Here is a 21,425-nt window from a genome sequence, read left to right as displayed (position 1 = left end):
ATGCAGTCGCTGATGACGCGGGGCCAGCTCAAGATCGCCGCGGCGCGCCGCCCGGAGCAGGCCCGCCACTGGCGTGCCGTGCTCGGCTCCGGCGCCGACCCGGTCGGCTTCCCCGCCGACCGCACCCCGGCGCCCGGCACCCCGCCCGAGCCGGCGGCCGTCGCCGTGCCGCTCGACGAGGCGGTGGTCGACCGGCTCGCCCGGGCCGGCCGGGGCGGCGAGGACGCCCGCCAGGTCCTGGTGACGGCCGCGGTGGCCGCCCTGCTGCGCCGCTACACCGGCGCCGACGACATGCTCGTCGGCCGTCCGGGCGAGCCGGGGCAGCTGGCCGGAATGCTGCCGTTGCGGGTGCGCTGCGCGGCGGAGAGCAGCTACCGCGACCTGGTCGGGCAGCTGCGCACGGCGGTGCCCGAGGCGGCACGCCACGCCGACTACCCGGTCGAGTTGCTCGCCGAGGAACTGGCGGCGGACGCCGGTCCCGGCCCGCACCCGCTCGTCGACGTGGCGGTGGGGGGCGGCGCCCCGGACGGCGCCGGGGTCGGGGTGTTCTTCGCCCTCGGCGCCGCCGAGGTGACGGTCCACCACGACGCCCGCCGCTACGACGGCGCCACGGCCGAGCGGATCGGCGCCCACCTGGCGCTGTTGCTGGGTCGGGCGCTGGCGGAGCCGGACGCGCCGGTGGCGGACCTGAGCCTGCTGACCGACGGCGACCGGGACGTGCTGCGGGAGGTCAACGACACCGGCGTCGGCCAGGACCCGGCCGGTCGGCCGGACGAGTGGGTCGCCCGGTGGGCCGCCGCCCGCCCGGACGCCGTCGCCGTGCGCACCGCGGCCGGCAGTTGGACGTACGCGGAACTGGAGGCCCGGGTGGCCGCGTACGCCGAGCGGCTGCGCGGCGCCGGGGTGGGCGCGGAGTCGATCGTCGGCGTGCTCGCCGAGCGCTCCCGCGAGCAGGTGGTGGCGATCCTGGCCACCCTGCGGGCCGGCGGCGCCTACCTGCCGGTCGACCCCGGTTACCCGGCGGCGCGCGTCGCCTACCTGCTCGACGACAGCGGGGCCGCCGTGGTGCTCGCCGCCGACCCGGCGCGGGTCCCGGACGGCGTGCCGGTGCTCCCGCTGCCGACGGCGGAACCGGTGCCCGCCGCCGTCCCGTCGCCCGGCCCCGACGCGCCGCGCCACGGGGAGGATCTCGCGTACGTCATCTACACCTCCGGCTCGACCGGCGCCCCGAAGGGCGCGATGATCGAGCACCGCTCGCTGGCCAACCGGCTGGCCTGGATGCAGCGGCTGTATCCGATCGGCCCCGCTGACGTGATCCTGCACAAGACCCCCACCACCTTCGACGTGTCGGTGTGGGAGCTGTTCTGGTGGGCCCGCGAGGGCGCCTCCGTCTGCCTGCTTCCCGCCGGCGCGGAGCGCGACCCGGAGGCCATCATCGGGGCGGTCGAGGCGCACGGCGTCACCACCGTGCACTTCGTGCCGTCGATGCTGGGCGCGTTCCTCGACTACCTCGGCACCGCCGACACCGGCCGGCTGGCGAGCCTGCGGCAGGTCTTCGCCAGCGGCGAGGCCCTCGGTCCCCGGCAGGTGGACCGGCTCGCGGAGCTGCTGCCCGGCGCGACGCTGGTCAACCTGTACGGGCCCACCGAGGCCACCGTCGACGTCACCCACCACCGCTGCCGGCCCGGCCGGGAGCGGGTGCCGATCGGCCGGCCCGTGGACAACACCCGCCTGTACGTGCTCGACGAGCGGCTGCGCCCCCAGCCCGTGGGGGTGCCGGGGGAGCTGTGCGTCGCCGGGGTGCAGCTCGCGCGGGGCTACCTGAACCGCCCGGAGCTGACCCGGGACCGCTTCGTCGCCGCGCCGGAGGTGGGCGAGGAGCGGGTGTACCGCACGGGCGATCTGGCCCGGCTGCTGCCCGACGGCACGCTCGACTACCTCGGCCGCCTCGACCACCAGGTGAAGGTGCGCGGCTACCGCGTCGAGCTGGGCGAGGTGGAGGAGGCGCTGCGCGGGCACCCGGCCGTCAAGGACGCGGTGGTGGTGGCCCGCGACGGCAACCTGATCGGCTACGTGGTCGCCGACGAGCCGGTGGGCGAGGCGACGCTCACCGCACACCTGGGCACCCTGCTGCCGGGCTACCTGGTCCCCGCCCGGGTGGTCGAGCTGGCGGAGTTCCCGCTGTCGGGCAGCGGCAAGCTCGACCGGCGGGCGCTGCCCGAGCCGGCCGCGCCCGAGCGGCCGTACGTGGCGCCGCGCCCCGGGCCCGAGCGGATCCTCGCCGACATCTGGGCCGAGGTGCTGGGCCTCGACCGGGTCGGCGTGGAGGACAACTTCTTCGCCATCGGCGGCAACTCGATCCACTTCGTCACCGTGCTGGCCCGGGCGCACGCCGCCGGCGTGGACCTCACGTTCCAGCAACTGTTCCGCCACCCGACGATCGCGGCGCTGCTGGCGGCCGGTCCGCCGGGCGCGGAACGGGCGGTGGCGCACCCGCCGTTCGCCCTGCTCGACGAGGCGGACCGGGCCCTGCTGCCGGACGGGGTGGTCGACGCGTACCCGCTCGGGCAGCTCCAGGCGGGGCTGATCTACGAGAACGAGCTGTCCCGGGGCGCCGCCCAGTACCACGACATCATCAGCTTCCTGATCAACGCGCCGTTCGACGAGGCGACGTTCAGCGAGGCGGTGCGGATCCTCGTCGCGCGGCACCCGATCTTCCGGACCAGCTACCACCTGACCGGCTTCGGCGAGTACCTGCAACTCGTGCACGCCGACGCGCCGAGCCCGCTGTGGGTGGTGGACCTGCGCGACCGCGACCCGGCCGAGCAGGAGCGCTGGCACGCCGACTGGCACGCGCGCGAGCAGTCGTACCGGTTCCGCTGGCAGGAGCCGGGCCTGGTCCGCATCCACGTGCACGTGCTCGGCGACGAGCTGTACCGCTACAGCGTCAGCCAGCACAACTCGGCGTTGGACGGCTGGAGCATCACCCTGCTGCACACCCAGCTCTTCGACACCTACTACCGGCTGCTGGCCGGGGACCGGCCGGACGAGGGGCCGGCCGAGAACCACTTCCGCGACTACATCGGGCTGGAACGCCGGGCGCTGGAGTCGGCGGCGGACCGCGACTTCTGGCGCGGCGTCCTCGCCGAGGGCGGGGTCACCGAGCTGCCCCGGTGGCAGCCGCCGCAGGCGCCGGCCGAGCGGCCCGTCGTCTTCCACGAGGTGGAGATCGACGACGCGCTCTCCGAGCGGCTGCTGCGCGCGGCCGACCGGTTGGCGGTGCCGCTGAAGACGGTGCTGCTGGCCGCGCACGTCAAGGTGGTCGGCGCGCTCGCCGGGGAGACCGAGGTCGTCACCGGGTACGAGCAGAGCGGCCGGCCGGAGGCGGAGGGCGCCACCGGGGCGCTGGGGCTGTTCCTCAACACCGTGCCGATGCGGGTGGACCTCGGCGGCGGCTCCTGGGCCGACCTGGTCCGGGCGGTGTACCGCGCGGAGGCGGACCTGCTGCCCCACCGGCGCTACCCGATGGCGCAGATGAAGGCGGACGCCGGCACCACCGACCTGCTGTTCGAGACCGTCTTCAACTACACCCACTTCTACCTGCTCAAGCAGCTGCGCGAGCTGCCCGGCTTCGACCTGCTCGACGTGCAGGTGAGCACGGAGACGGAGTTCGCGCTGCGCGCCGAGTTCATGCGGGACTTCTTCACCGACCGGGTCCGGCTGAGCCTGCACTACCACTCGGCGGCCTTCACGCCGCAGCAGGCGGCGGGCATCGGTGAGGTGTACCGGCGGGTGCTGGCGGAGCTGGCGACCGACCCGGAGCGTGCCCACGACGGGCTGCGGCCTGGCCTGCCCGAGCCCCGGGTCACCCCGGCCCGGCGCCGCTTCGACCGGGCCGCCCCGGCGACGCGCCGGCCGGCGGCGCCGACGGGGCGGACCGCGCCGGGCACGCCCGTCGCCCGGCGGATCGCCGAGGCGTGGGCGGCGGCGCTCGACGTGCCGGTGGCCGGGATCGCCGAGGAGGACAACTTCTTCGACCTGGGCGGCAACTCGCTCGCCGCGATGCGGGTGATCGCCGCGCTGCGGCCCCTGGTCACCCTGCGGCAGCTGATGACCACCTCCACGCTCGGCCCGCTGGCCCGGGCCGTCGAGGCGGACGTCGTGCCGGAGGACCGGCTGCTGCAACCGCTGTCCCCGCCGGACGTCGCCCACGACCGGGTCCTGGTCTGCTTCCCGTACGCGGCGGGCAGCCCGCTCGCCTTCCGGCCGCTGGCCGAGGCGCTGGCCCCGCACCGGATCGCGGTGCACGCCGTGGCACTGCCCGGGCACGACGTCAGCCGGCCCGAGCCGCTGCTGGACCTGCCGGAGCTGACCCGCCGGGTGGCCGCCGAGATCGGGGAGCTGGGCGGCCGGCCGGTGCTGGTCTGGGGGCACTGCGTCGGCGCGGCGGCGGCGATCGAGGTCACCCGGCTGCTCGCCGCCGCCGGCCGGCCACCCGAGCGGCTGTTCCTCGGCGGCAAGCTGCTGCGCGGGCCGGAGGAGATCGACGCCAGCATCGCGGAGGTCACCGGGATGGCGCCGGCGGACGTGGTGGGCTGGCTGGTGGGCCAGACCGGCTTCACCGAGCTGGACGGCCTGGACGCGGAGCACGTCGACGCCCTGGTCGCCGCCTTCCGGCACGACGCCGTCGGCTCGCACCGCTACCTGCGGGACCGGCTGGGGGAGCCGCTACCGGTGCCGGTCACCGTGGTCGTGGCCGCCGACGACCCGTTGACGGCCGGGCCGGACGCGGCGCACGAGGCGTGGCGGCGGGTCGCCGCCGACGTGGAGCTGAGGGAGATCGACGGGGGCGGACACTACTTCTGCCGCACCCGCGCGGCCGACGTGGCCGCTATCGTCGGCGCGACGGGACCGGGCGCGCCGCCGGCGGCCGCCGCCGTACCGTCCGCCCGCCGTCCTGGGGAGAACCATGTCTGACCGTACGCCGACCGCGCGGGACGAGTTCGTCGCCGGCGCCCGCTCGATGGTGCCGTTCCTGCTCTCCGCCTTTCCGCTGGGCGTGATCGGCGGCACCCTCGGCCTGGCCGCCGGCCTGTCCTACCTGGAGACGTTCGGCCTGGCCATGGTGGTGAACTCGGGGACCGCCCAGTTCATCGGCTTCAAGCTGATCTCGGAGGGGGCGGCCTGGCCGGTCATCGTCCTGACGACGCTGATCCTCAGCCTGCGGATGTTGATCTACTCCACGTTGCTCGCGCCGCACGTGCGCGAGCTGCCGCAGCGGTGGCGGCTGCTGCTGGGCTTCGGCCTGATCGACGCGGTGTTCTTCGTGGCCTTCGACCGGATCAAGGGCGACGAGCCGGCCCGGCGCAAGAGCATGTTCTACTTCGGCGCCTCCGCGGTCATGTACGTCAACTGGGCGGTCGCCACGGTGGTCGGCATGATCGCGGGGCACCTGCTGCCGGAGCGGCTGCGCTCCGGCCTGGACTTCCCGATGACCGCGGTCTTCCTGGTCGTGCTCGCCTCGGCGCTGGTCGGCTGGAAGGTCTGGACCACGGCGGTCTCCGCCGGGGCGCTGGCCCTGATCCTGCTCGGGCTGCCCTACAACCTCGGCCTGATCGTGGCGGCGTTCGGCGGCGCGTTCGTCGGCATGGCCTGCGAGCTGGTGGAACGGCGGTGGTTCCCGCCGAAGCCGGCGGAGCCGGGCCAGCCGGGGGAGGAACCGGCCGAACCGGGGGAGACGCCGGGGGAGCCGGGCGGGGCGGAGCCGAGAACGCCGCAACCCCGGACCGCCGGGGCGGCGGCCGGGGAACGCCGGGCCGTCGAGACGGCCCGTGACACGGACGGAAGGTGACCGGAATGTCCATGCTGCTGCTCATCCTCGGGATGGGGCTCGCCACCTTCGCGCCCCGGTACCTGCCGCTGCTGGTCTTCCGCGACCGGGTGCTTCCCGACGACGTCAAGGTCTTCCTCGGCTACCTCCCGCCGGCGCTGCTGGCGGCCATCGCCGTCCCGTCGGTGATCGCCCCGGTGGACAACCGGATCGAGATCACCGTCGTCACCGTGCCGTACCTGGTGGCGGGCCTGGTCACGCTGGTGACCGGCCTCTTCGTCGAGCGTTTCATGATCGTCTGGACGGTGGGCCTGGTCGTCTTCTTCGGCCTGCGCTGGTGGCTGGGGGCCGCGTGAGCGCCGCCCACCCCGCCGGCCGCGCCCCGCTGCGGGTCGCGGCCGCCCAGGTCGCCGCCGTCCCCGGCGACCTCGCCGGCAACGCGCGGACCGCGGCGCGGAGCATCGCCGAGGCGGCGGCCCGCGGCGTGCACCTCGTCGTCTTCCCCGAGCTGTCGCTCTGCGGCTACGACGTCGGCCTGCTGCACGACGACATCGCGCGGTGCGCCGTCGAGACGGACGGTGACCCGCTCGACGTCGTCGCCGAGGCCTGCCGCACCCACCGGGTGGTGGCGGTGGTCGGCGGCTGCCGGCGACGCGCCGACGGCTGGGCGATCGGCGCCCTGGTGGTCGGCGCGGACGGCCGGCCCGCCGCCGCGTACGACAAGCGCCACCTGGACCGCGACGAGCGCGAGCTGTTCGTGCCCGGCCGGGACGACTGCCTGGTCGAGGTGCGCGGCTGGCGGCTCGGCCTGGGGGTCTGCTACGACGCGAGCTTCCCCGAACACGCCCGCGCGCTGGCCCTCGCCGGCGCCGACGCCTACCTGTGCCCGGGCGCGTTCACGACGGGCGAATCCGACCACCGGCGCGGCGTGTACTTCCCGGCCCGCGCCCTGGAGAACACCTGCTACGTGCTGTTCGCCAACTTCGCGGGATCGCACGGCGGCTGGGAGTTCGCCGGTCGCAGCGCCGTGTACGCTCCCGACGGTCGGGTCCTCGCCGACGCCGGCACGGGGCCCGGGCTCGCCGTCGCCGACCTGGACGACGCCGTGCTGCGGCGGCACCGCGACGCGCTGCGGATGCTCACCGACCGGGCCGCGCCCGCGCCGCCCCCGGCGGTCGTGCCCGTCCCGGCCGGGTGACCGCCCGTCCGTCGGGAGCGTCCACGCGGACGAGCCGTCGTCGGGCGCCCGCCGCCCGGACGACGCCCGCACCTGTCCGACCCGCCGTCCCGGCGGGCAGCCCACCACGTGAGGAGAACCTGTGACCGGCACCGGCACGATCGCTGTCCACGGCGACGACGGGTTGAGCCCGGGCGGGGCGGTGTCGCCGCCGATCGTGCAGAGCGCCACCTTCAGCGCCGAGACCGACGAGCAGTTCGCCGCCGTCGCCACCGAGACCCGGGGCAACGCCTTCTACACGCGCTACGGCAACCCGAACCACGCGCAGGTCGCCGCCGTGGTCGCCCAGCTGGAGGGCGCCGAGGCGGGCCTGGTCACCGCCTCCGGGATGGGCGCGATCAGCACGATCGCCCTGGCCCTGCTCTCCGCCGGGGACCACGTCATCGTGCAGCGCAGCACGTACGGCGGCACGACGTCCCTGGTCACCGGCCTGCTGGCCCGGTTCGGGGTGGCCTTCACCCAGGTGGACCAGACCGACACCGAGGCCTTCGTCCGGGCGCTGCGCCCGCAGACCCGGCTGGTGCTGGTGGAGACCCCGAGCAACCCCCTGCTCGAACTGACCGACCTGGCCGCCGTCGTCGAGCTGGCGCACGCCAACGACGCGCTGGTCGCGGTCGACAACACCTTCGCCACCCCAGTCAACCAGCGGCCGGCGGAGTTCGGCGCCGACCTGGTGTGGCACAGCGGGACGAAGTACCTCGGCGGGCACTCCGACGTCTCGGCCGGGGTGGTCGTCGGCTCCGCCGACCTCGTCGACCGGGTCTGGCAGACCGCCATCGTCACCGGCAGCACCCTCGGCCCCATCGACGCCTGGCTGCTGCTGCGGGGCATCCGCACCCTGTCGCTGCGGGTGGACCGGCACAACGCCAACGCGCTGGCCCTGGCCCGGGCGGTCGAGGGCCACCCGGCCGTGCGGCGGGTCCGCTACCCGGGGCTGCCGACGCATCCCCAGCACGAGCTGGCCGGCCGGCAGATGACCGGCTTCGGCGGGGTGCTCAGCGTCGAGCTGCGCGACGGGCGGGCGGCGGCCGGTCTGCTCGACGGCCTGCGCCTGGCCAAGCGGGCGGCCAGCCTGGGCAGCGTCAGCACCCTCGTGGTACACCCGCGCTCGATGTGGGCCGGGATCGTCGACGCCGAGCAGTTGGCCGCCACCGGCATCGGCGAGGGCCTCGTCCGGGTCTCCACCGGCATCGAGGACACCGAGGATCTCGTCGCCGACTTCCTGGCGGCCCTCGACGCGGCGGACCGGGCACAGTAGCGCCCCGGCCGGCCGCGCGGGTCAGCGGTCCGGGCTCCCGGCCGGCGCCATCACGCGCAGCGCGTTGGCGTCCAGGCCGATCCGGATCGGCGTACGGCCGCACAGCTCGCCGTCGACCTCGACGCGCGCCGGCCGGTCGGTCTCCAGCCACAGCTCCCCGACGGCGAGGAACGGCTCGTCGCCGACGGAGCGCCGGTGCCCGGTCGCCGCGTTGCGGGCCGTGTCGCGCAGCAGTCCACGGCGGTTCGCGCCGCCGACCGGGTACGCGACCAGCAGCCGGTCGTCGGCGTCGGCGTCGGCGGCGATCGGGCGCCCGGCGTGGAAGCCGCCGTTGGCCACGTACACCTGGTGGGTCCGGAACTCGTGCCGGGCGCCCCCGGCCCGGACGGTGACCCGCAGCGGGCGGTGCCGGGCCAGCAGGGCCAGGGCGGTCAGCGGGTACGCCAGCCGGCCGATGACCCGCTTCAGCTGCGGCGGCGTCCGCAGCATGATGTCGGCGGAGAGACCGACGCCGACGTGGTTGGTGAACCGCATGTCACCGGCGAGGCCGAGGTCGACGTCGATCACCGTGCCGTCGGCCAGCACGTCGACGGCCCGGTCGAGTTCCAGCGGCACGCCGACGGTGCGGGCGAAGTTGTTGGTGGTACCCAGCGGCAGCAGGCCGAGCGCCATGTCGCGGTGGGCGAGCAGCCGCGCGGCGGTGCTGAGGGTGCCGTCCCCGCCGCCGGCCACCAGCAGGTCCGGCCCGAGGTCGACGGCCGCGGCGAGGACGCGTTCGAGCTGGCCGGGCTGCTCGACGGGGTGGTCGCCCAGCAGGCGGAAGCCGGCCGCCGTCAGCCGGGCCCGGGCCTGCGCGTGCAGTTGGCGGCCCCGGCGCGAGTGGGCGTTGACGACGAGGACGGCCCGCCGGTCCCGCCGGATGGCCGCGCCCAGTTCCTGCTTCGTCCGCATGGGCCCCGACCCTATCGGCATCCCGGACGCCGGCACGAGGACGCGGGGGACCGCAGGCATAGAAGGTTTTCGACGTATTCGTTAGGGTGGCGGGAAGGAAGGTTTCCACCCTGGAGGTGTCGATGCGAACACAGGTGATCCGCGCGGTCGGCGTCCTGGCGGCGGGCGGGGTCCTGGCGACGCTGGGCGCCACCGGCGCGCAGGCCGACCCGGTCGTGCCCCGGCACGCCGTGATCGTCTGCCAGAGCGCCAGCTTCTACGCCAACTACGACTCGGCGAGCGGCCCGCACGGGCTCAAGCGCACGTTGGCGTACGGCAACAAGATCGGCCACACGCCCGGCGCGCACCCCGTCTACAACGGCTGGGCCGCCACCTTCGACTTCGGGCCCAACGACTGGGGCTACGTGCGCAGCGAGTGCATCGGGGGCTACGACTCGTGGTGAGCGGGGGAGTGCCGCGCAGGCTCGGCGCGTTGCTGGCGACCGTCTGCGCCGTGCTGGCGCTCACGCCGTCGGCCGGGCACGCCGCGAACGGGACGATCGGGCAGCGGGAGACGGTGTGCGCCGAGGACCTCTTCGTCCGCACCGCCCCGGTCGGCGCGTGGATGGGCACCCTCTACCGCGGCCAGACGTTCCTCGTCGAGGGGCCGCGCAGCGGCGGCTACGTCTACGGCTTCGCCTACGGGCACGTCAACCGGCGCGGCTGGGTGCAGGACGGCTGGTTCTGCTGACCCCCGCCCGGCGGGTGACGCACGGTGCCCCGGGTGGCGCCCGGGGCCCCGTGCGGCCCGGCGGACCGTCCCCGGCTCATCGCGACGGCGTCAGCCGCCCGGTCCGCCGCCGGTGGGCGCGGATCAGCTCGGCGTAGCGCAGGCCGCTCGCCTTGACCGTCCGGCGCTGGGTGGGGTAGTCCACGTGCACCAGCCCGAAGCGCTTGTCGTACCCGTACGACCACTCGAAGTTGTCGAGCAGCGACCAGACGAAGTAGCCGGCCAGCGGCACGCCCCGGTCGACCGCCGCCGCGCACGCCGCGAGGTGCCGCTCCAGGTGGTCGGTGCGCTCCCGGTCCTCGACGATGCCGTCGGCGGTGACCTCGTCCCGCCACGCCGACCCGCTCTCGGTGACGACCACCCGCGCCGGGGCGTACTCCTCGGTCACCGCGACCAGCAGCTGCTCCAGCCCGGCCGGGTACGCCTCCCAGCCCATCGCGGTGTGCACCGCGTTCGGCACCGGCACCTGCCGGGCGTACGGCGGCGGCCCCGCCGGGTCGTCGGCCACCACCTGTCGGAAGTAGTAGTTCAGGCCGAGGTAGTCGGTGGGGGTGGCGATCACCGTCAGGTCGTCGCCCCGCACCGGCGGCTCGACGCCGTACGTGGCGACCATGTCGGCCGGGTAGCCGCGTCCGTGCAGCGGGTCGAGCCACCACCGGTTGACGTGGCCGTCCATCCGCCGGGCGGCGGCCACGTCCTCGGGCCGGTCGCTCGCCGGCTCGCAGGGGCTGGGATTGAGCACGATCCCGACGGCGGCGGGCCGGGCGGCGGCGGCCCGGATCGCCCGGGTGGCCAGCCCGTGCCCGAGCAGGACGTGGTGCGAGGCGCGCACCGCCCTGGCCAGGTCCCGCTCGCCGGGCGCCATCCGGCCCTCCAGGTGCCCGATCCAGGACACGCAGAGCGGCTCGTTGACGGTGGTCCAGTCGGCGACCCGGTCGCCGAGGCGGGCGGCCACGACGGCGGCGTAGTCGGCGAACGCCTCGGCGGTGGCCCGCTCCGGCCAGCCGCCCCGGTCCTGCAACGCCTGCGGCAGGTCCCAGTGGTAGAGCGTCACGAACGGGCGAATCCCCGCCGCCAGCAGGGCGTCGACCAGCCGGTCGTAGAAGTCCAGGCCCTTCGGGTTGACCCGGCCGACGCCGTCGGGCCGCACCCGGGGCCAGGCCACCGAGAACCGGTACGCGTCCACCCCGAGCCGCCGCATCAGCGCCACGTCCTGCGGCCACCGGTGGTAGTGGTCGCAGGCCACCGCGCCGGTGTCGCGGTTGTCGACGGCGCCCGGCACGTCGCAGAAGGTGTCCCAGATGGACGGCGCGCGGCCGTCGGCGCGGACGGCCCCCTCGATCTGGTACGCGGCGGTGGCGACCCCCCAGAGGAAGTCGGGCGGCAGCGTGGACAGGTCCGGCACGGGTGGGCTCTCCTTCGGATGTGCGGCCGACATGGCCTCGTGTGCGGCCGTCACGGCCTCACCTGACCGCGCCGGCGGTGAGGCCGGCGACGAAGTAGCGCTGCAATGCCAGGAAGCCGGCCACCACCGGGACGCTGACCACCAGCGACGCGGCCATCACCTGGTTCCAGTAGACGTTGAACTGGGTGGAGTAGCCCTGGAGGCCGACGGCGAGGGTGCGGCTGCCCTCGTCGGTCATCACCGAGGCGAAGAGCACCTCGCCCCAGGCGGTCATGAAGGCGTAGACGGCGACGGCGACGACGCCCGGTACCGCGGTCGGCAGGATGACCCGGAACAGCGTCCGGAGCGGGCCGGCGCCGTCGACCTGCGCCGCCTCGTCGAGGCCGCGGGGGATCGAGTCGAAGTAGCCGACCAGCATCCAGATCGAGAACGGCAGGGAGAACGTCAGGTAGGTGATGATCAGGCCGGTGCGGCTGGCGTACAGCTGGATGCCGGTGGCGGTGCCGAGGTTGACGTAGATCAGGAAGAGCGGCAGCAGGAAGAGGATCCCGGGGAACATCTGGGTGGAGAGCACGGTCACCGAGAACAGCCCCCGGCCGCGGAAGCGGTACCGGCTGACGGCGTACGCCGCGAAGATCGCCACGGTGACCGAGAAGACCGCCGCCACGGTCGAGACGACCAGGCTGTTGACCAGGTAGCGGCCCAGCGGCACGGTCGACCACATGTCGACGAAGGCCTGCGCGGTCGGGCGCCGGGGCCACCAGGTGAAGGCGCCCTGCACGTCCTGCAACGGCTTGAGCGCCGAGCTGAGCATGACGTAGAGCGGGACGAGCACGAAGAGCGCGAGCAGGGTCAGCACGATCCGGCGGGCCCAGCGCTCGGCGGCGGTCTCACGCATCGTTCCTCCGGCGGTTGGTCAGCAGCAGGTACCCGGCGGTGACCAGCAGCAGGAACAGCAGCAGCAGCACCGACATCGCCGATCCGGCCCCGAAGTCCCAGGTCTTGAAGGAGCTGCGGTAGATGTGCAGGGAGAGCAGGTTCGCCTGCTCCGGCGCGGAGCCGCCGAAGAGCACGTACGGGGTGTTGAAGTCGTTGAAGGTCCAGAGGAAGAGCACCAGCACCAGCACCAGGTTGACCGGACGCAGCATGGGCAGCGTCACCGAGCGCAGCCGCCGCCAGAATCCGGCCCCGTCCATGGCGGCGGCCTCGTACAGCTCGCCGGGGATGTTCTGGAGGCCGGCCATGACGCAGAGGAAGGCGAACGGCCAGGACCGCCAGACCGAGACGGTCAGCAGCGCGACGAAGCTGTTCTCCCCGATCAGCCAGAACGGCCGGTCGTCGAGCAGGTGGAGCTGGTCGACCAGCACGTGGTTGACCAGGCCGGTGTCCCGCTGGAAGAGGAAGCTCCAGGTGATCACAGCCGTGTAGACGGGCAGCGCGTACGGGGTGAGGAAGAGCGCGCGCAGCACGGCCCGGCCGCGGAAGGGACGTTGCAGCAGTACGGCGGCGGTGGTGCCGAGCACCCAGGAGAGCCCGACCGAGGCCACCGTGTAGCCGACGGTCACCCCGAACGAGTGCAGCAGCTGCGCCCCGACCGCCGAGTCGATGTCGAGCACCACGCGGTAGTTCTCCCAGCCCACGAAGGGCGCGGTGGACCAGTCGCGGATGTGGAACCGGGTCAGCTCGCGCAGGCTCATCCACGCCCCGACGAGCATCGGCACGACGTGGATCGCCAGCTCCAGCACGACGGCCGGAGCGAGCAGCAGGTACGGCAGCAGCGACCGGCGGCGCCCGGGCGACCGGCGCCGCGCCGGGGCCGCGCGGCGGGCGGGCCGCTCGGGTGCGGCGACGTCCCGGGCGGGCGTGGTGGTGGCCATCGGGGTCCTCTCGCTGGGTGGCCGTGGGAGGGTCGGCGTCCCTCCCACGGCCACCGGTCCGGCGGGTCAGCGCATCTGCTGCTGGGCCCGGGTCAGCTTCTGCCGGACGCTCTCCCCGGTGACCGGTCTGCCGCTGGCGGCGTCGGCGAAGAGTTCCTTGATGGCGGTGCCGACGAGGGTCTCGAAGGTGCTCTCGTCGGGCACCTGCGGCAGCGGCGCCGCCGTGGTGGCGAGGGTCTGCTGGAGCACCCTCTGCTCCGGCGCGGCGAACGCCGGGTCGCCGGCGACGGTGGCGACGGCGGGCAGCGAGCCGTACGTGCTGTTCAGCGCCACCTGCTCGGCGTCGCTGGTCATGAACTTGACGAACTCCAGCGCGGCGTCGCGGTTCTTCGTGTGCTTGAACACCGCCATGTTGATCCCCGCGACCATGCTGTTGACCTTCTTGCCGCCCGGCGGCGGTGCGGCCGGGAACGGCACCGGGGCGATCCCGTACGCGTCGGGGGCCATGTTCTGCGACTTCAGGTTGGACCCGGCGGCCTGCCAGAGCAGCATGGCGGCCTTGCCGTTGGCGAAGTCGGAGACCGACTGGTTCTGCGCGTACTCGGCATTGCTCGGGTTGACGATCCGGTCGACGGCCATCAGGTCGACGTACCGCTTGACGGCGGCGACGTTCTGCGGGGTGTCGAAGGTGGGCTTGCCGGCGGAGTCGAACCACTCGCCGCCGTACTGCTGGCTGAAGGTGAAGGCGTGGTGGGCGTTCTCCGACGGGTTGGCGCCCTCGACGGCGAGGCCCCAGCGGTCGCCGCCGGTCAGCTTGCGGCCGACCTCGGCCACCTGCTCCCAGGTGGTGGGCGGGCTGGTGACGCCGGCGTCGGCGAACGCCTTCTTGTTGTAGTAGAGGGCGTAGGCGAGGCTGTAGAGCGGCACCGCGGCCGGCGGCTTGCCGGGCGCGCCCGCGGCGGCCAGCGCGGCGGGCACGAACCGGTCCTTCCCACCGAGCTTGGCGAGGGTGGCGTCGTCGAACTCGACAAGCGCGCCGGTGGCCTGCAACGACGCCGACCAGGTGTTGCCGATGTTGACCACGTCCGGGCCCTGGCCCGAGGTGGCGGCGGTGAGCAGCCGGTTGAGCAGGTCCGACCAGGGCACCACCTCGACGTTGACCTTGATGCCGGTCTGCTGCTCGAACTTGTCCAGTTCCGGCTGGAGGGTCTGCTTGTCGGCCTCCAGGCTGGCGCCCTGGTTGCTGGCCCAGTAGGTGAGGGTCTTCCCGGCCGCGCCGGAGGAGCCCCCGGAGTCGCCGCAGGCGGTGAGCGTGGTGGCGGCCAGCACGGCCGCCGTGAGTATCGCGAGGTGTCGTCTCGACACGTTCGGCCCTTCCGTTGCGCGGGGTGGGGGTCGCCGGCGTCGCGTCGGGAACGGGGGTGGGGGCGCCGGCGGACGGTGGGCGGGGCACGCCGGCGGGGGCCGACGGCTCGAGCAGTTCCATCACGACTTAATGAATGTGGTCATTAAAGTGGTTGGCCGAGGGGCCGTCAAGCACGGGGTCGTACAGTCGCTCCCGAGGGCCGAGGGGATCGAGGTGGCAGGTGGAGTTGGCGCGCGCGACCAACCGGGGCGTCCGGCTGCGGAACCGGTCCGCCCTGCTGTCGAAGGTCTTCCTGGACGGCCCGCTCACCCGGCAGGCGCTGGTCCGCAGCACGGGGCTGAGCCAGCCGGCGGTCAGCAACGTGGTTGCCGACCTGATCGACGAGGGGCTGATCGCCGAGGCGGGCGCCGCCGAGTCCGACGGCGGCCGGCCCAGCATGATGCTGCGGGTCGCGCCGCGCTTCGCGTTCGTCGTCGGGGTGGACGTCGGGGAGACCCGGGTCCGGGTGGAGCTGTTCGACTTCGCGATGGCCCAGCTGGCCAGCGTCGCGTACCCGCTCGATCCCCGGCGGACGGAGCCGGCGGAGGTGGCCGGGCACGTGCTGGCCGGCATCGACGCGGTCACCGCCCGGGCCGGGGTGGCCGTCGACGAGGTGCTCGGCGTCGGCATCGGCGTCTCCGGGGTGGTCGAGCAGGGCCGGGAGGCCGTGGTGCACGCCCAGTCGCTCGGCTGGGACCGGGTGCCGTTGGAGCGGCTGATCGCGGCGGGCACCGACCTGCCGTTGCACGTCGACAACGGGGCGAAGACGCTCGGCCAGGCGGAGATGTGGTTCGGCGCGGGTCGGGGGGCCCGGCACGCCGTCTTCGCGCTTGTCGGTTCGGGGGTCGGCACCGCGGTGGTGACCAACGGCGTGACCTACCGGGGCGCCTCCAGCAGCGCGGGGGAGTGGGGGCACACCACCCTGGTCTACGGCGGGCGGCCCTGCCGCTGCGGGGCCCGTGGCTGCCTGGAGGCGTACGTCGGCGCGGAGGCCGTCATCGACCGCTACCGCGAGGCCCGGGGCGGCCACCCGGTCCCGGGCGACGACGAGGAGTCCCAGCTGGCGGCCCTGATCGACGCGGCCGGCACCTCGGCCGCCGCCCGGCGGGTGCTGGACGAGACGGCCGAGTACCTGGGCGCCGGGGTGGCCAACCTGATCAACCTGTTCAACCCGGAGCGGGTCGTGCTCGGGGGCTGGGCCGGCATGGCGCTGGGCGGCCTGCTGCCGGCCGTACGGGAGGCCGCCGGCCGCCAGGCGTTGCGCCAGCCGTACGAGCAGGCCTCGATCGAGCTGGGTCTGCTGGGCGTCGACGCGGTGGCGCTCGGTGCGGCGACGCTCCCGATCGCCCGGCTGCTCACGGCCGGCGGGGTGCGGTCGGCGAATCGGCGGATTACCGAACAAATCGAACTTCACGGATAAATAACAGCGTTATTTATCGATGCCTTGACGGCTGCGCGACGACGCCGCAACACTCGGACGAGAGCGCTCTCTCCCGTCCCGGCACCGTCCGGCGTCGCCGCCCCGCAGTGCCGCGGCCCCCTTCGTCATCCCGTCACGCCCGAGGTCCCCCACCCTCTATCGACAGGCGAAGTCATGACATCTCGCGCTACATCCGTACGCCCGACGCCGCCGCCAGGGCGGCCCGCCCGGCGGTTGCTCATCGGCCTCGCGCTGCTCCTCGTCGCGGCGCTCACCCCCGCCGCCGGCACGCCCCCGGCGCAGGCCGCCCCGAGCCTGTTGTCCCAGGGGCGCCCCGCGACCGCCTCGTCGACGGAGAACGCCGGCACCCCGGCGTCCGCCGCGGTCGACGGCGACGCCGGCACCCGCTGGGCCAGCGCCTTCACCGACCCCCAGTGGATCCAGGTCGACCTCGGCACCCGGGCCACCCTCAGCCAGGTGGTCCTGTCCTGGGAGGGCGCCTACGGCCGGGCCTTCACGATCCAGACCTCCGACGACGGCGCCGCCTGGACCACCGTGCACAGCACCACCGCCGGCACCGGCGGCACCCAGACGGTGAACGTGACGGGCGCCGGCCGGTACGTCCGGATGCACGGCACCGCGCGCGGCACCGGCTACGGCTACTCCCTCTGGGAGTTCCAGGTCTTCGGGGAGGCCGGCGGCACCGCGCCCACCTGCGGCAGCGTCAACGTCGCCCAGGGTCGGCCGGCCACCGCGTCGTCGGTGGAGAACGCCGGGCTCCCCGCCTCAGCGGCGGTCGACGGCAACCCCGGCACCCGCTGGGCCAGCGCCGCCGCCGACCCCCAGTGGCTGCGGGTGGACCTCGGCACCGTGCGGTCGATCTGCCGCGTGGTGCTGACCTGGGAGGCCGCGTACGCGCGGGCGTTCCAGCTCCAGACCTCGGCCGACGGCAGCTCCTGGACCACCGTGTACGGCACCACCACCGGCACCGGCGGCAGCCAGTCGCTCACCGTCGCCGGCAGCGGTCGCTACCTGCGGTTGTACGGCACGGCGCGCGCCACCGCGTACGGCTACTCGCTCTGGGAGCTGGCGGTGAACGTGACCGGCGACGACGCCCCGCCCGTGGAGCCGACCGACCCGCGCAGCCCGAACCTCGGGCCGAACACCTTCGTCTTCGACCCGTCCACCCCGACCGCGACCATCCAGAGCCGGCTGAACACGCTCTTCGCCCAGCAGGAGCGCAACCAGTTCGGCCCCGAGCGCTACGCGGTGCTGTTCAAGCCCGGCAGCTACACCGCCGACGTCAACCTCGGCTTCTTCACCCAGGTCGCCGGCCTCGGCATGAGCCCCGACGACGTGAACCTCAACGGGCACGTCCGGGTCGAGGCGTTCTGGATGGGCGGCAACGCCACGCAGAACTTCTGGCGGGCCGCCGAGAACCTGTCGGTGACCCTGCCGGCCGGGGTGAGCGTGGAGCGCTGGGCGGTCTCGCAGGCCGCGCCGTACCGGCGGATGCACCTGCGCGGCGCGCAGAACCAGATCCAGCTCTGGAACGGCGGCGACGGCTGGTCCAGCGGCGGCCTGATGGCCGACACCAGGATCGACGGCCTGGTCGTCTCCGGCTCGCAGCAGCAGTGGTACTCGCGCAACAGCGAGTTCGGCAGCGGCTGGACCGGCTCGGTGTGGAACATGGTCTTCCAGGGCGTCACCGGCGCCCCGCCGCCGCACTTCCCGAACCCCTCGCACACCGTCATCCCGCAGACCCCGCAGATACGCGAGAAGCCGTTCCTCTACGTCGACGGCACCGGCGAGTACCGGGTCTTCGTGCCGGCGCTGCGCACCAACTCCACCGGCACCAGCTGGTACGGCAGGACCCCGGCCGGCTCCTCCCTCTCGCTCAGCCAGTTCTACGTCGTGCGGCCGGGCACCGGCGCGGCCACCATCAACGCGGCGCTCGCCCAGGGCCGGCACCTGCTGTTCACCCCCGGCGTGCACCACGTCACCGAGCCGATCCGGGTGGACCGCCCCGACACGGTGGTCCTCGGCCTCGGCCTGGCGACCATCCAGGCCGACAACGGCACCGTCGCGATGCGGGTCGCCGACGTGGACGGCGTGAAGGTGGCGGGCATCATGTTCGAGGCCGGCCAGGTCAACTCGCCGGTGCTGATGGAGGTCGGGCCGCCCGGCTCGGCGGCCAGCCACGCGGCCAACCCCACCTCGCTGCACGACGTCTTCTTCCGCATCGGCGGGCCGGGCGTCGGGCGGGCGACCAACACGTTGACCGTCAACAGCGACCACGTGATCGGCGACCACATGTGGCTGTGGCGGGCCGACCACGGCGACGGGGTCGGCTGGACGGTCAACACCGCCGACACCGGTCTGACGGTCAACGGCGACGACGTGACCATGTACGGCCTCTTCGTCGAGCACTACCAGCGGTACCAGACCGTGTGGAACGGCAACGGCGGGCGGACGTACTTCTACCAGAACGAGATGCCGTACGACCCGCCGAACCAGGCCGCCTGGATGAACGGGGCCACCCGTGGCTACGCGGCGTACAAGGTGGCCGACGGGGTGAGCAGCCACCAGGCGTGGGGGATGGGCAGCTACTGCTACTTCAACGTCAACCCGGCGGTCGTCGCCGATCGCGCCATCGAGGCGCCGACCAGCCCGAACGTCCGGTTCACCAACATGGTCACCGTCTCCCTCGGTGGGGTGGGCACGATCAACCGGGTGGTCAACGGCACCGGCGGCACGGCCAACACCGCCAACCAGGTGGTGTACCTGACGAACTACCCGTGACCCGTACGGCGGCGGGCCCGGTCGGAGCGTCCCGGCCGGGCCCGCCGCCGCTTCCGGTGCCGCCCGGCGACCCCGGAACCGGCCCCGCGAGATGGCCGGCGTCACTTCACAAACTAAAACATTGCAGTACCTGCAAGATCGCTAGTAGTGTCCGGCGCGTGAATCCCGCCGGCACCGAATCCGCTCCCGGGCGGCGCGACCGCAAGAAGCGCCAGACCCGGGCCGCGCTGACCGAGGCGGCCCTGCGCCTGGTCGCCGAGCGCGGCCTGGCCCAGGTGACGGTGGAGGAGATCAGCGAGGCGGCCGACGTCTCCCCGCGTACCTTCTTCAACTACTTCGCCTGCAAGGACGACGCCCTGGTCGGCGACCAGGCGGGCGACGCGGCGCGCCTGGTGGCCCGGCTGGCCGCCGTGCCGCCCGAGGTGCCGGTGCTGACCGCGCTGCGGACGGCCCTCGACGAGGTGATCGACGAGGTACGCGCCGAGCGCGAGCTGTGGTGCCTGCGGATGGACGTGGTGGCGCACAACCCCGCGCTGCTGCCCCGCCTGCTGGCCGGCAACGCCGAGACGGAACGCGCCATCGTCGAGGTCGTCGCGGCGCGGGTGGGCGTCGAACCCGACCACGGCTACCCGGCGCTGGTCACCGCCGTGACGGGCGCAGCGCTGCGCCACGCCATGACCCGGTGGGCCGCCCACCCCGACCGGCCGGACCTGGCCGACCTCGTCGACGAGGCGTTCGCCGCCCTCGCCGCGGGGCTGCCGCAACCCGACCGGCCCTGACCCGCAAGCCCCTTCCGGGAAAGGTGCCCGGGAGGCCGTGAAACCCGTACCCGGTAAGGAAGGTCCATGACCGCCACCGTGCCCGCCGAGACCCTCAAGGTCGGCGCCGGCCGCATGTCCCGCCGCGAGGTGCTCCAGGCACTCTCCGGCCTGATGGTCGGCATGTTCGTGTCGATCCTCGCCTCCACGGTCGTGGCGAACGCGCTGCCGCGCATCATCGCCGACCTGAACGGCACCCAGACCGTCTACACGTGGATCGTCACCACCGAACTGCTGGCCATGACGGCGACCGTGCCGCTGTGGGGCAAGATGGCCGACCTCTACAGCAAGAAGCTGCTGATCCAGCTCTCCCTCGGCCTCTTCGTGATCGGCTCGCTGATCGCCGGGCTCACCCCGAACGTCGAGGTGCTCCTGGTCAGCCGGGTCGTGCAGGGCATCGGCGCCGGCGGCATGACCGCCCTGGCCACCATCGTGATGGCGGCCATGATTCCGCCCCGCGAGCTGGGCCGCTACGCCGGCATCTTCGGCGCGGTGTTCGGCGTCGGCACCATCGCCGGGCCGCTGATCGGCGGCGTGCTGGTGGACACCTCCTGGCTCGGCTGGCGCTGGTGCTTCCTGATCGGCGTCCCGTTCAGCCTGCTCTCCATCTTCCTGCTCCAGCGCACCCTGCACCTGCCGGTGGCCCCCCGCCGCAAGGTGAAGATCGACTGGCTGGGCGCGCTGCTCATCACCTCCGGGGTCTCCACCGTGCTGGTCTGGTCGTCGCTGGCCGGCAACAAGTTCGCCTGGGCCTCGGGCTGGACGGCGCTGATGGTCGGCGGCGGTCTCGCCCTGCTGGCGCTGGCGCTCTGGGTGGAGTCCCGCGCGGACGAGCCGATCGTGCCGCTGGACATCTTCCGCAACCGGACGGTCTCGCTGACCACCATCGCCAGCATCCTGGTCGGCGTGGCGATGTTCGGCGGCACCGTGTTCCTGTCCCAGTACTTCCAGCTCTCGCTCGGCAAGTCGCCGACCGTGGCGGGCCTGATGAGCCTGCCGATGATCCTGGGCCTGCTGGTCTCGTCGACGGTCGCCGGCCAGCTGATCACCAAGTACGGCCGCTGGAAGCGTTACCTGGTGGCCGGCGCCGCCGTGATGGTCGCCGGCATGCTGCTGCTGGCCACCATCGACGCCGAGACCAGCATCCTGCTGCTCAGCGTCTACATGGCGGTGCTCGGCATCGGCGTCGGCATGCTCATGCAGAACCTCGTGCTCGCGGCGCAGAACGACGTCCCGGCGCACGAGCTGGGCGCGGCCACCTCCGTGCTGACCTTCTTCCGCAGCATGGGCGGCACGATCGGCGTCAGCGCGCTCGGCGCGGTGCTGGCCAACCGGGTCGCCTCGCTGAGCGCGGAGAAGCTCGGCCCGCTGACCGGCGGCGCCCCGGCCGGGGAGGGCTCCACCGAGGTGCCCGACCTGTCCGCCCTGCCCGAGCCGGTGCTGAGGATCATCCAGGACGTGTACGGCACCGCGACCGGCGAGCTGTTCCTGGTGGCCACCCCCTTCGCGGTGCTCGCCCTGGTGGTGGTGCTGTTCATCCGGGAGAAGCCGCTGCACACCCTCAGCGGTGAGGAGCGGCGGGCCAAGGAGGAGGCGGCTGCCGTCCTGCCCGGCGCGCACTGAGCCACCCGTGCGGGGGCGGTCCGGCCTGAG

General features: G+C 73.9%; 16 protein-coding genes. 11 read left to right on the top strand and 5 right to left on the bottom strand.

The window, feature by feature from the left end:
* From EV374_RS22055 to EV374_RS22035, 5 genes are all read left to right on the top strand, one after another.
* Positions 1-4,977, top strand: coding sequence for a non-ribosomal peptide synthetase (locus tag EV374_RS22055; RefSeq protein ID WP_132238347.1), 4,977 nt, complete (start codon positions 1-3; stop codon positions 4,975-4,977).
* On the top strand, positions 4,970-5,851 hold the full coding sequence (locus tag EV374_RS22050; protein ID WP_132238345.1) for an AzlC family ABC transporter permease: 882 nt from the start codon (positions 4,970-4,972) through the stop codon (positions 5,849-5,851). The genes EV374_RS22055 and EV374_RS22050 overlap by 8 nt, the downstream gene beginning before the upstream one ends.
* Positions 5,852-5,856: 5 nt before the next feature.
* Entirely contained in the window at positions 5,857-6,186 is a 330-nt protein-coding gene (locus EV374_RS22045; RefSeq protein WP_132238343.1) for an AzlD domain-containing protein, read from the top strand.
* Positions 6,183-7,028: a carbon-nitrogen hydrolase family protein gene (locus EV374_RS22040; RefSeq protein WP_165947867.1), complete on the top strand. Its 846-nt coding sequence runs from the start codon at positions 6,183-6,185 to the stop codon at positions 7,026-7,028. Before EV374_RS22045 ends, EV374_RS22040 begins: the two co-directional genes overlap by 4 nt.
* A 121-nt stretch (positions 7,029-7,149) precedes the next feature.
* On the top strand, positions 7,150-8,325 hold the full coding sequence (locus EV374_RS22035) for a trans-sulfuration enzyme family protein (protein ID WP_132238341.1): 1,176 nt from the start codon (positions 7,150-7,152) through the stop codon (positions 8,323-8,325).
* Between the two features lie 21 nt (positions 8,326-8,346).
* Here EV374_RS22035 and EV374_RS22030 read toward each other — a convergent pair whose 3' ends face one another.
* Positions 8,347-9,276, bottom strand: coding sequence for a diacylglycerol kinase family protein (locus EV374_RS22030; protein WP_132238339.1), 930 nt, complete (start codon positions 9,274-9,276; stop codon positions 8,347-8,349).
* A 122-nt stretch (positions 9,277-9,398) separates the two neighbouring features.
* Here EV374_RS22030 and EV374_RS22025 point away from each other — a divergent pair, with 122 nt between their 5' ends.
* Entirely contained in the window at positions 9,399-9,719 is a 321-nt protein-coding gene (locus tag EV374_RS22025; protein ID WP_132238337.1) for a hypothetical protein, read from the top strand.
* The gene (locus EV374_RS22020; RefSeq protein WP_207914442.1) at positions 9,716-10,006 is read left to right on the top strand and encodes a hypothetical protein; all 291 of its coding nucleotides are present in this window, start codon (positions 9,716-9,718) and stop codon (positions 10,004-10,006) included. The genes EV374_RS22025 and EV374_RS22020 overlap by 4 nt, the downstream gene beginning before the upstream one ends.
* 76 nt (positions 10,007-10,082) lie before the next feature.
* On the opposite strand, the gene EV374_RS22015 is transcribed toward EV374_RS22020, so the two are convergent.
* The 4 genes from EV374_RS22015 to EV374_RS22000 form a co-directional block, all read right to left on the bottom strand.
* The gene (locus EV374_RS22015; RefSeq protein WP_132238390.1) at positions 10,083-11,483 is read right to left on the bottom strand and encodes a GH1 family beta-glucosidase; all 1,401 of its coding nucleotides are present in this window, start codon (positions 11,481-11,483) and stop codon (positions 10,083-10,085) included.
* Positions 11,484-11,508: 25 nt separating this feature from the next.
* Positions 11,509-12,348: a carbohydrate ABC transporter permease gene (locus EV374_RS22010; RefSeq protein ID WP_132238333.1), complete on the bottom strand. Its 840-nt coding sequence runs from the start codon at positions 12,346-12,348 to the stop codon at positions 11,509-11,511.
* A complete protein-coding gene (locus tag EV374_RS22005) occupies positions 12,341-13,327 on the bottom strand; it encodes a carbohydrate ABC transporter permease (protein ID WP_132238331.1) in 987 nt (328 codons plus the stop codon). The genes EV374_RS22010 and EV374_RS22005 overlap by 8 nt, the downstream gene beginning before the upstream one ends.
* Before the next feature lie 66 nt (positions 13,328-13,393).
* The gene (locus EV374_RS22000; RefSeq protein ID WP_132238329.1) at positions 13,394-14,692 is read right to left on the bottom strand and encodes an ABC transporter substrate-binding protein; all 1,299 of its coding nucleotides are present in this window, start codon (positions 14,690-14,692) and stop codon (positions 13,394-13,396) included.
* Positions 14,693-14,913: 221 nt separating this feature from the next.
* Between EV374_RS22000 and EV374_RS21995 the strand changes: the two genes are divergently transcribed.
* The 4 genes from EV374_RS21995 (at position 14,914) to EV374_RS21980 (ending at position 21,395) form a co-directional block, all read left to right on the top strand.
* Entirely contained in the window at positions 14,914-16,152 is a 1,239-nt protein-coding gene (locus EV374_RS21995; RefSeq protein WP_132238327.1) for an ROK family transcriptional regulator, read from the top strand.
* A 174-nt stretch (positions 16,153-16,326) separates the two neighbouring features.
* Positions 16,327-18,954: a discoidin domain-containing protein gene (locus EV374_RS21990; protein ID WP_132238325.1), complete on the top strand. Its 2,628-nt coding sequence runs from the start codon at positions 16,327-16,329 to the stop codon at positions 18,952-18,954.
* Between the two features lie 158 nt (positions 18,955-19,112).
* Entirely contained in the window at positions 19,113-19,733 is a 621-nt protein-coding gene (locus tag EV374_RS21985; protein ID WP_132238323.1) for an acyl-CoA-like ligand-binding transcription factor, read from the top strand.
* A gap of 66 nt (positions 19,734-19,799) precedes the next feature.
* Positions 19,800-21,395: an MDR family MFS transporter gene (locus EV374_RS21980; protein WP_132238321.1), complete on the top strand. Its 1,596-nt coding sequence runs from the start codon at positions 19,800-19,802 to the stop codon at positions 21,393-21,395.
* Positions 21,396-21,425 lie beyond the last annotated feature (30 nt).

The organism is Micromonospora sp. CNZ303 (genome assembly GCF_004345505.1).
Note: the sequence above shows the minus strand (reverse complement) of the source record. Positions and strands in the feature narration are given on the sequence as shown.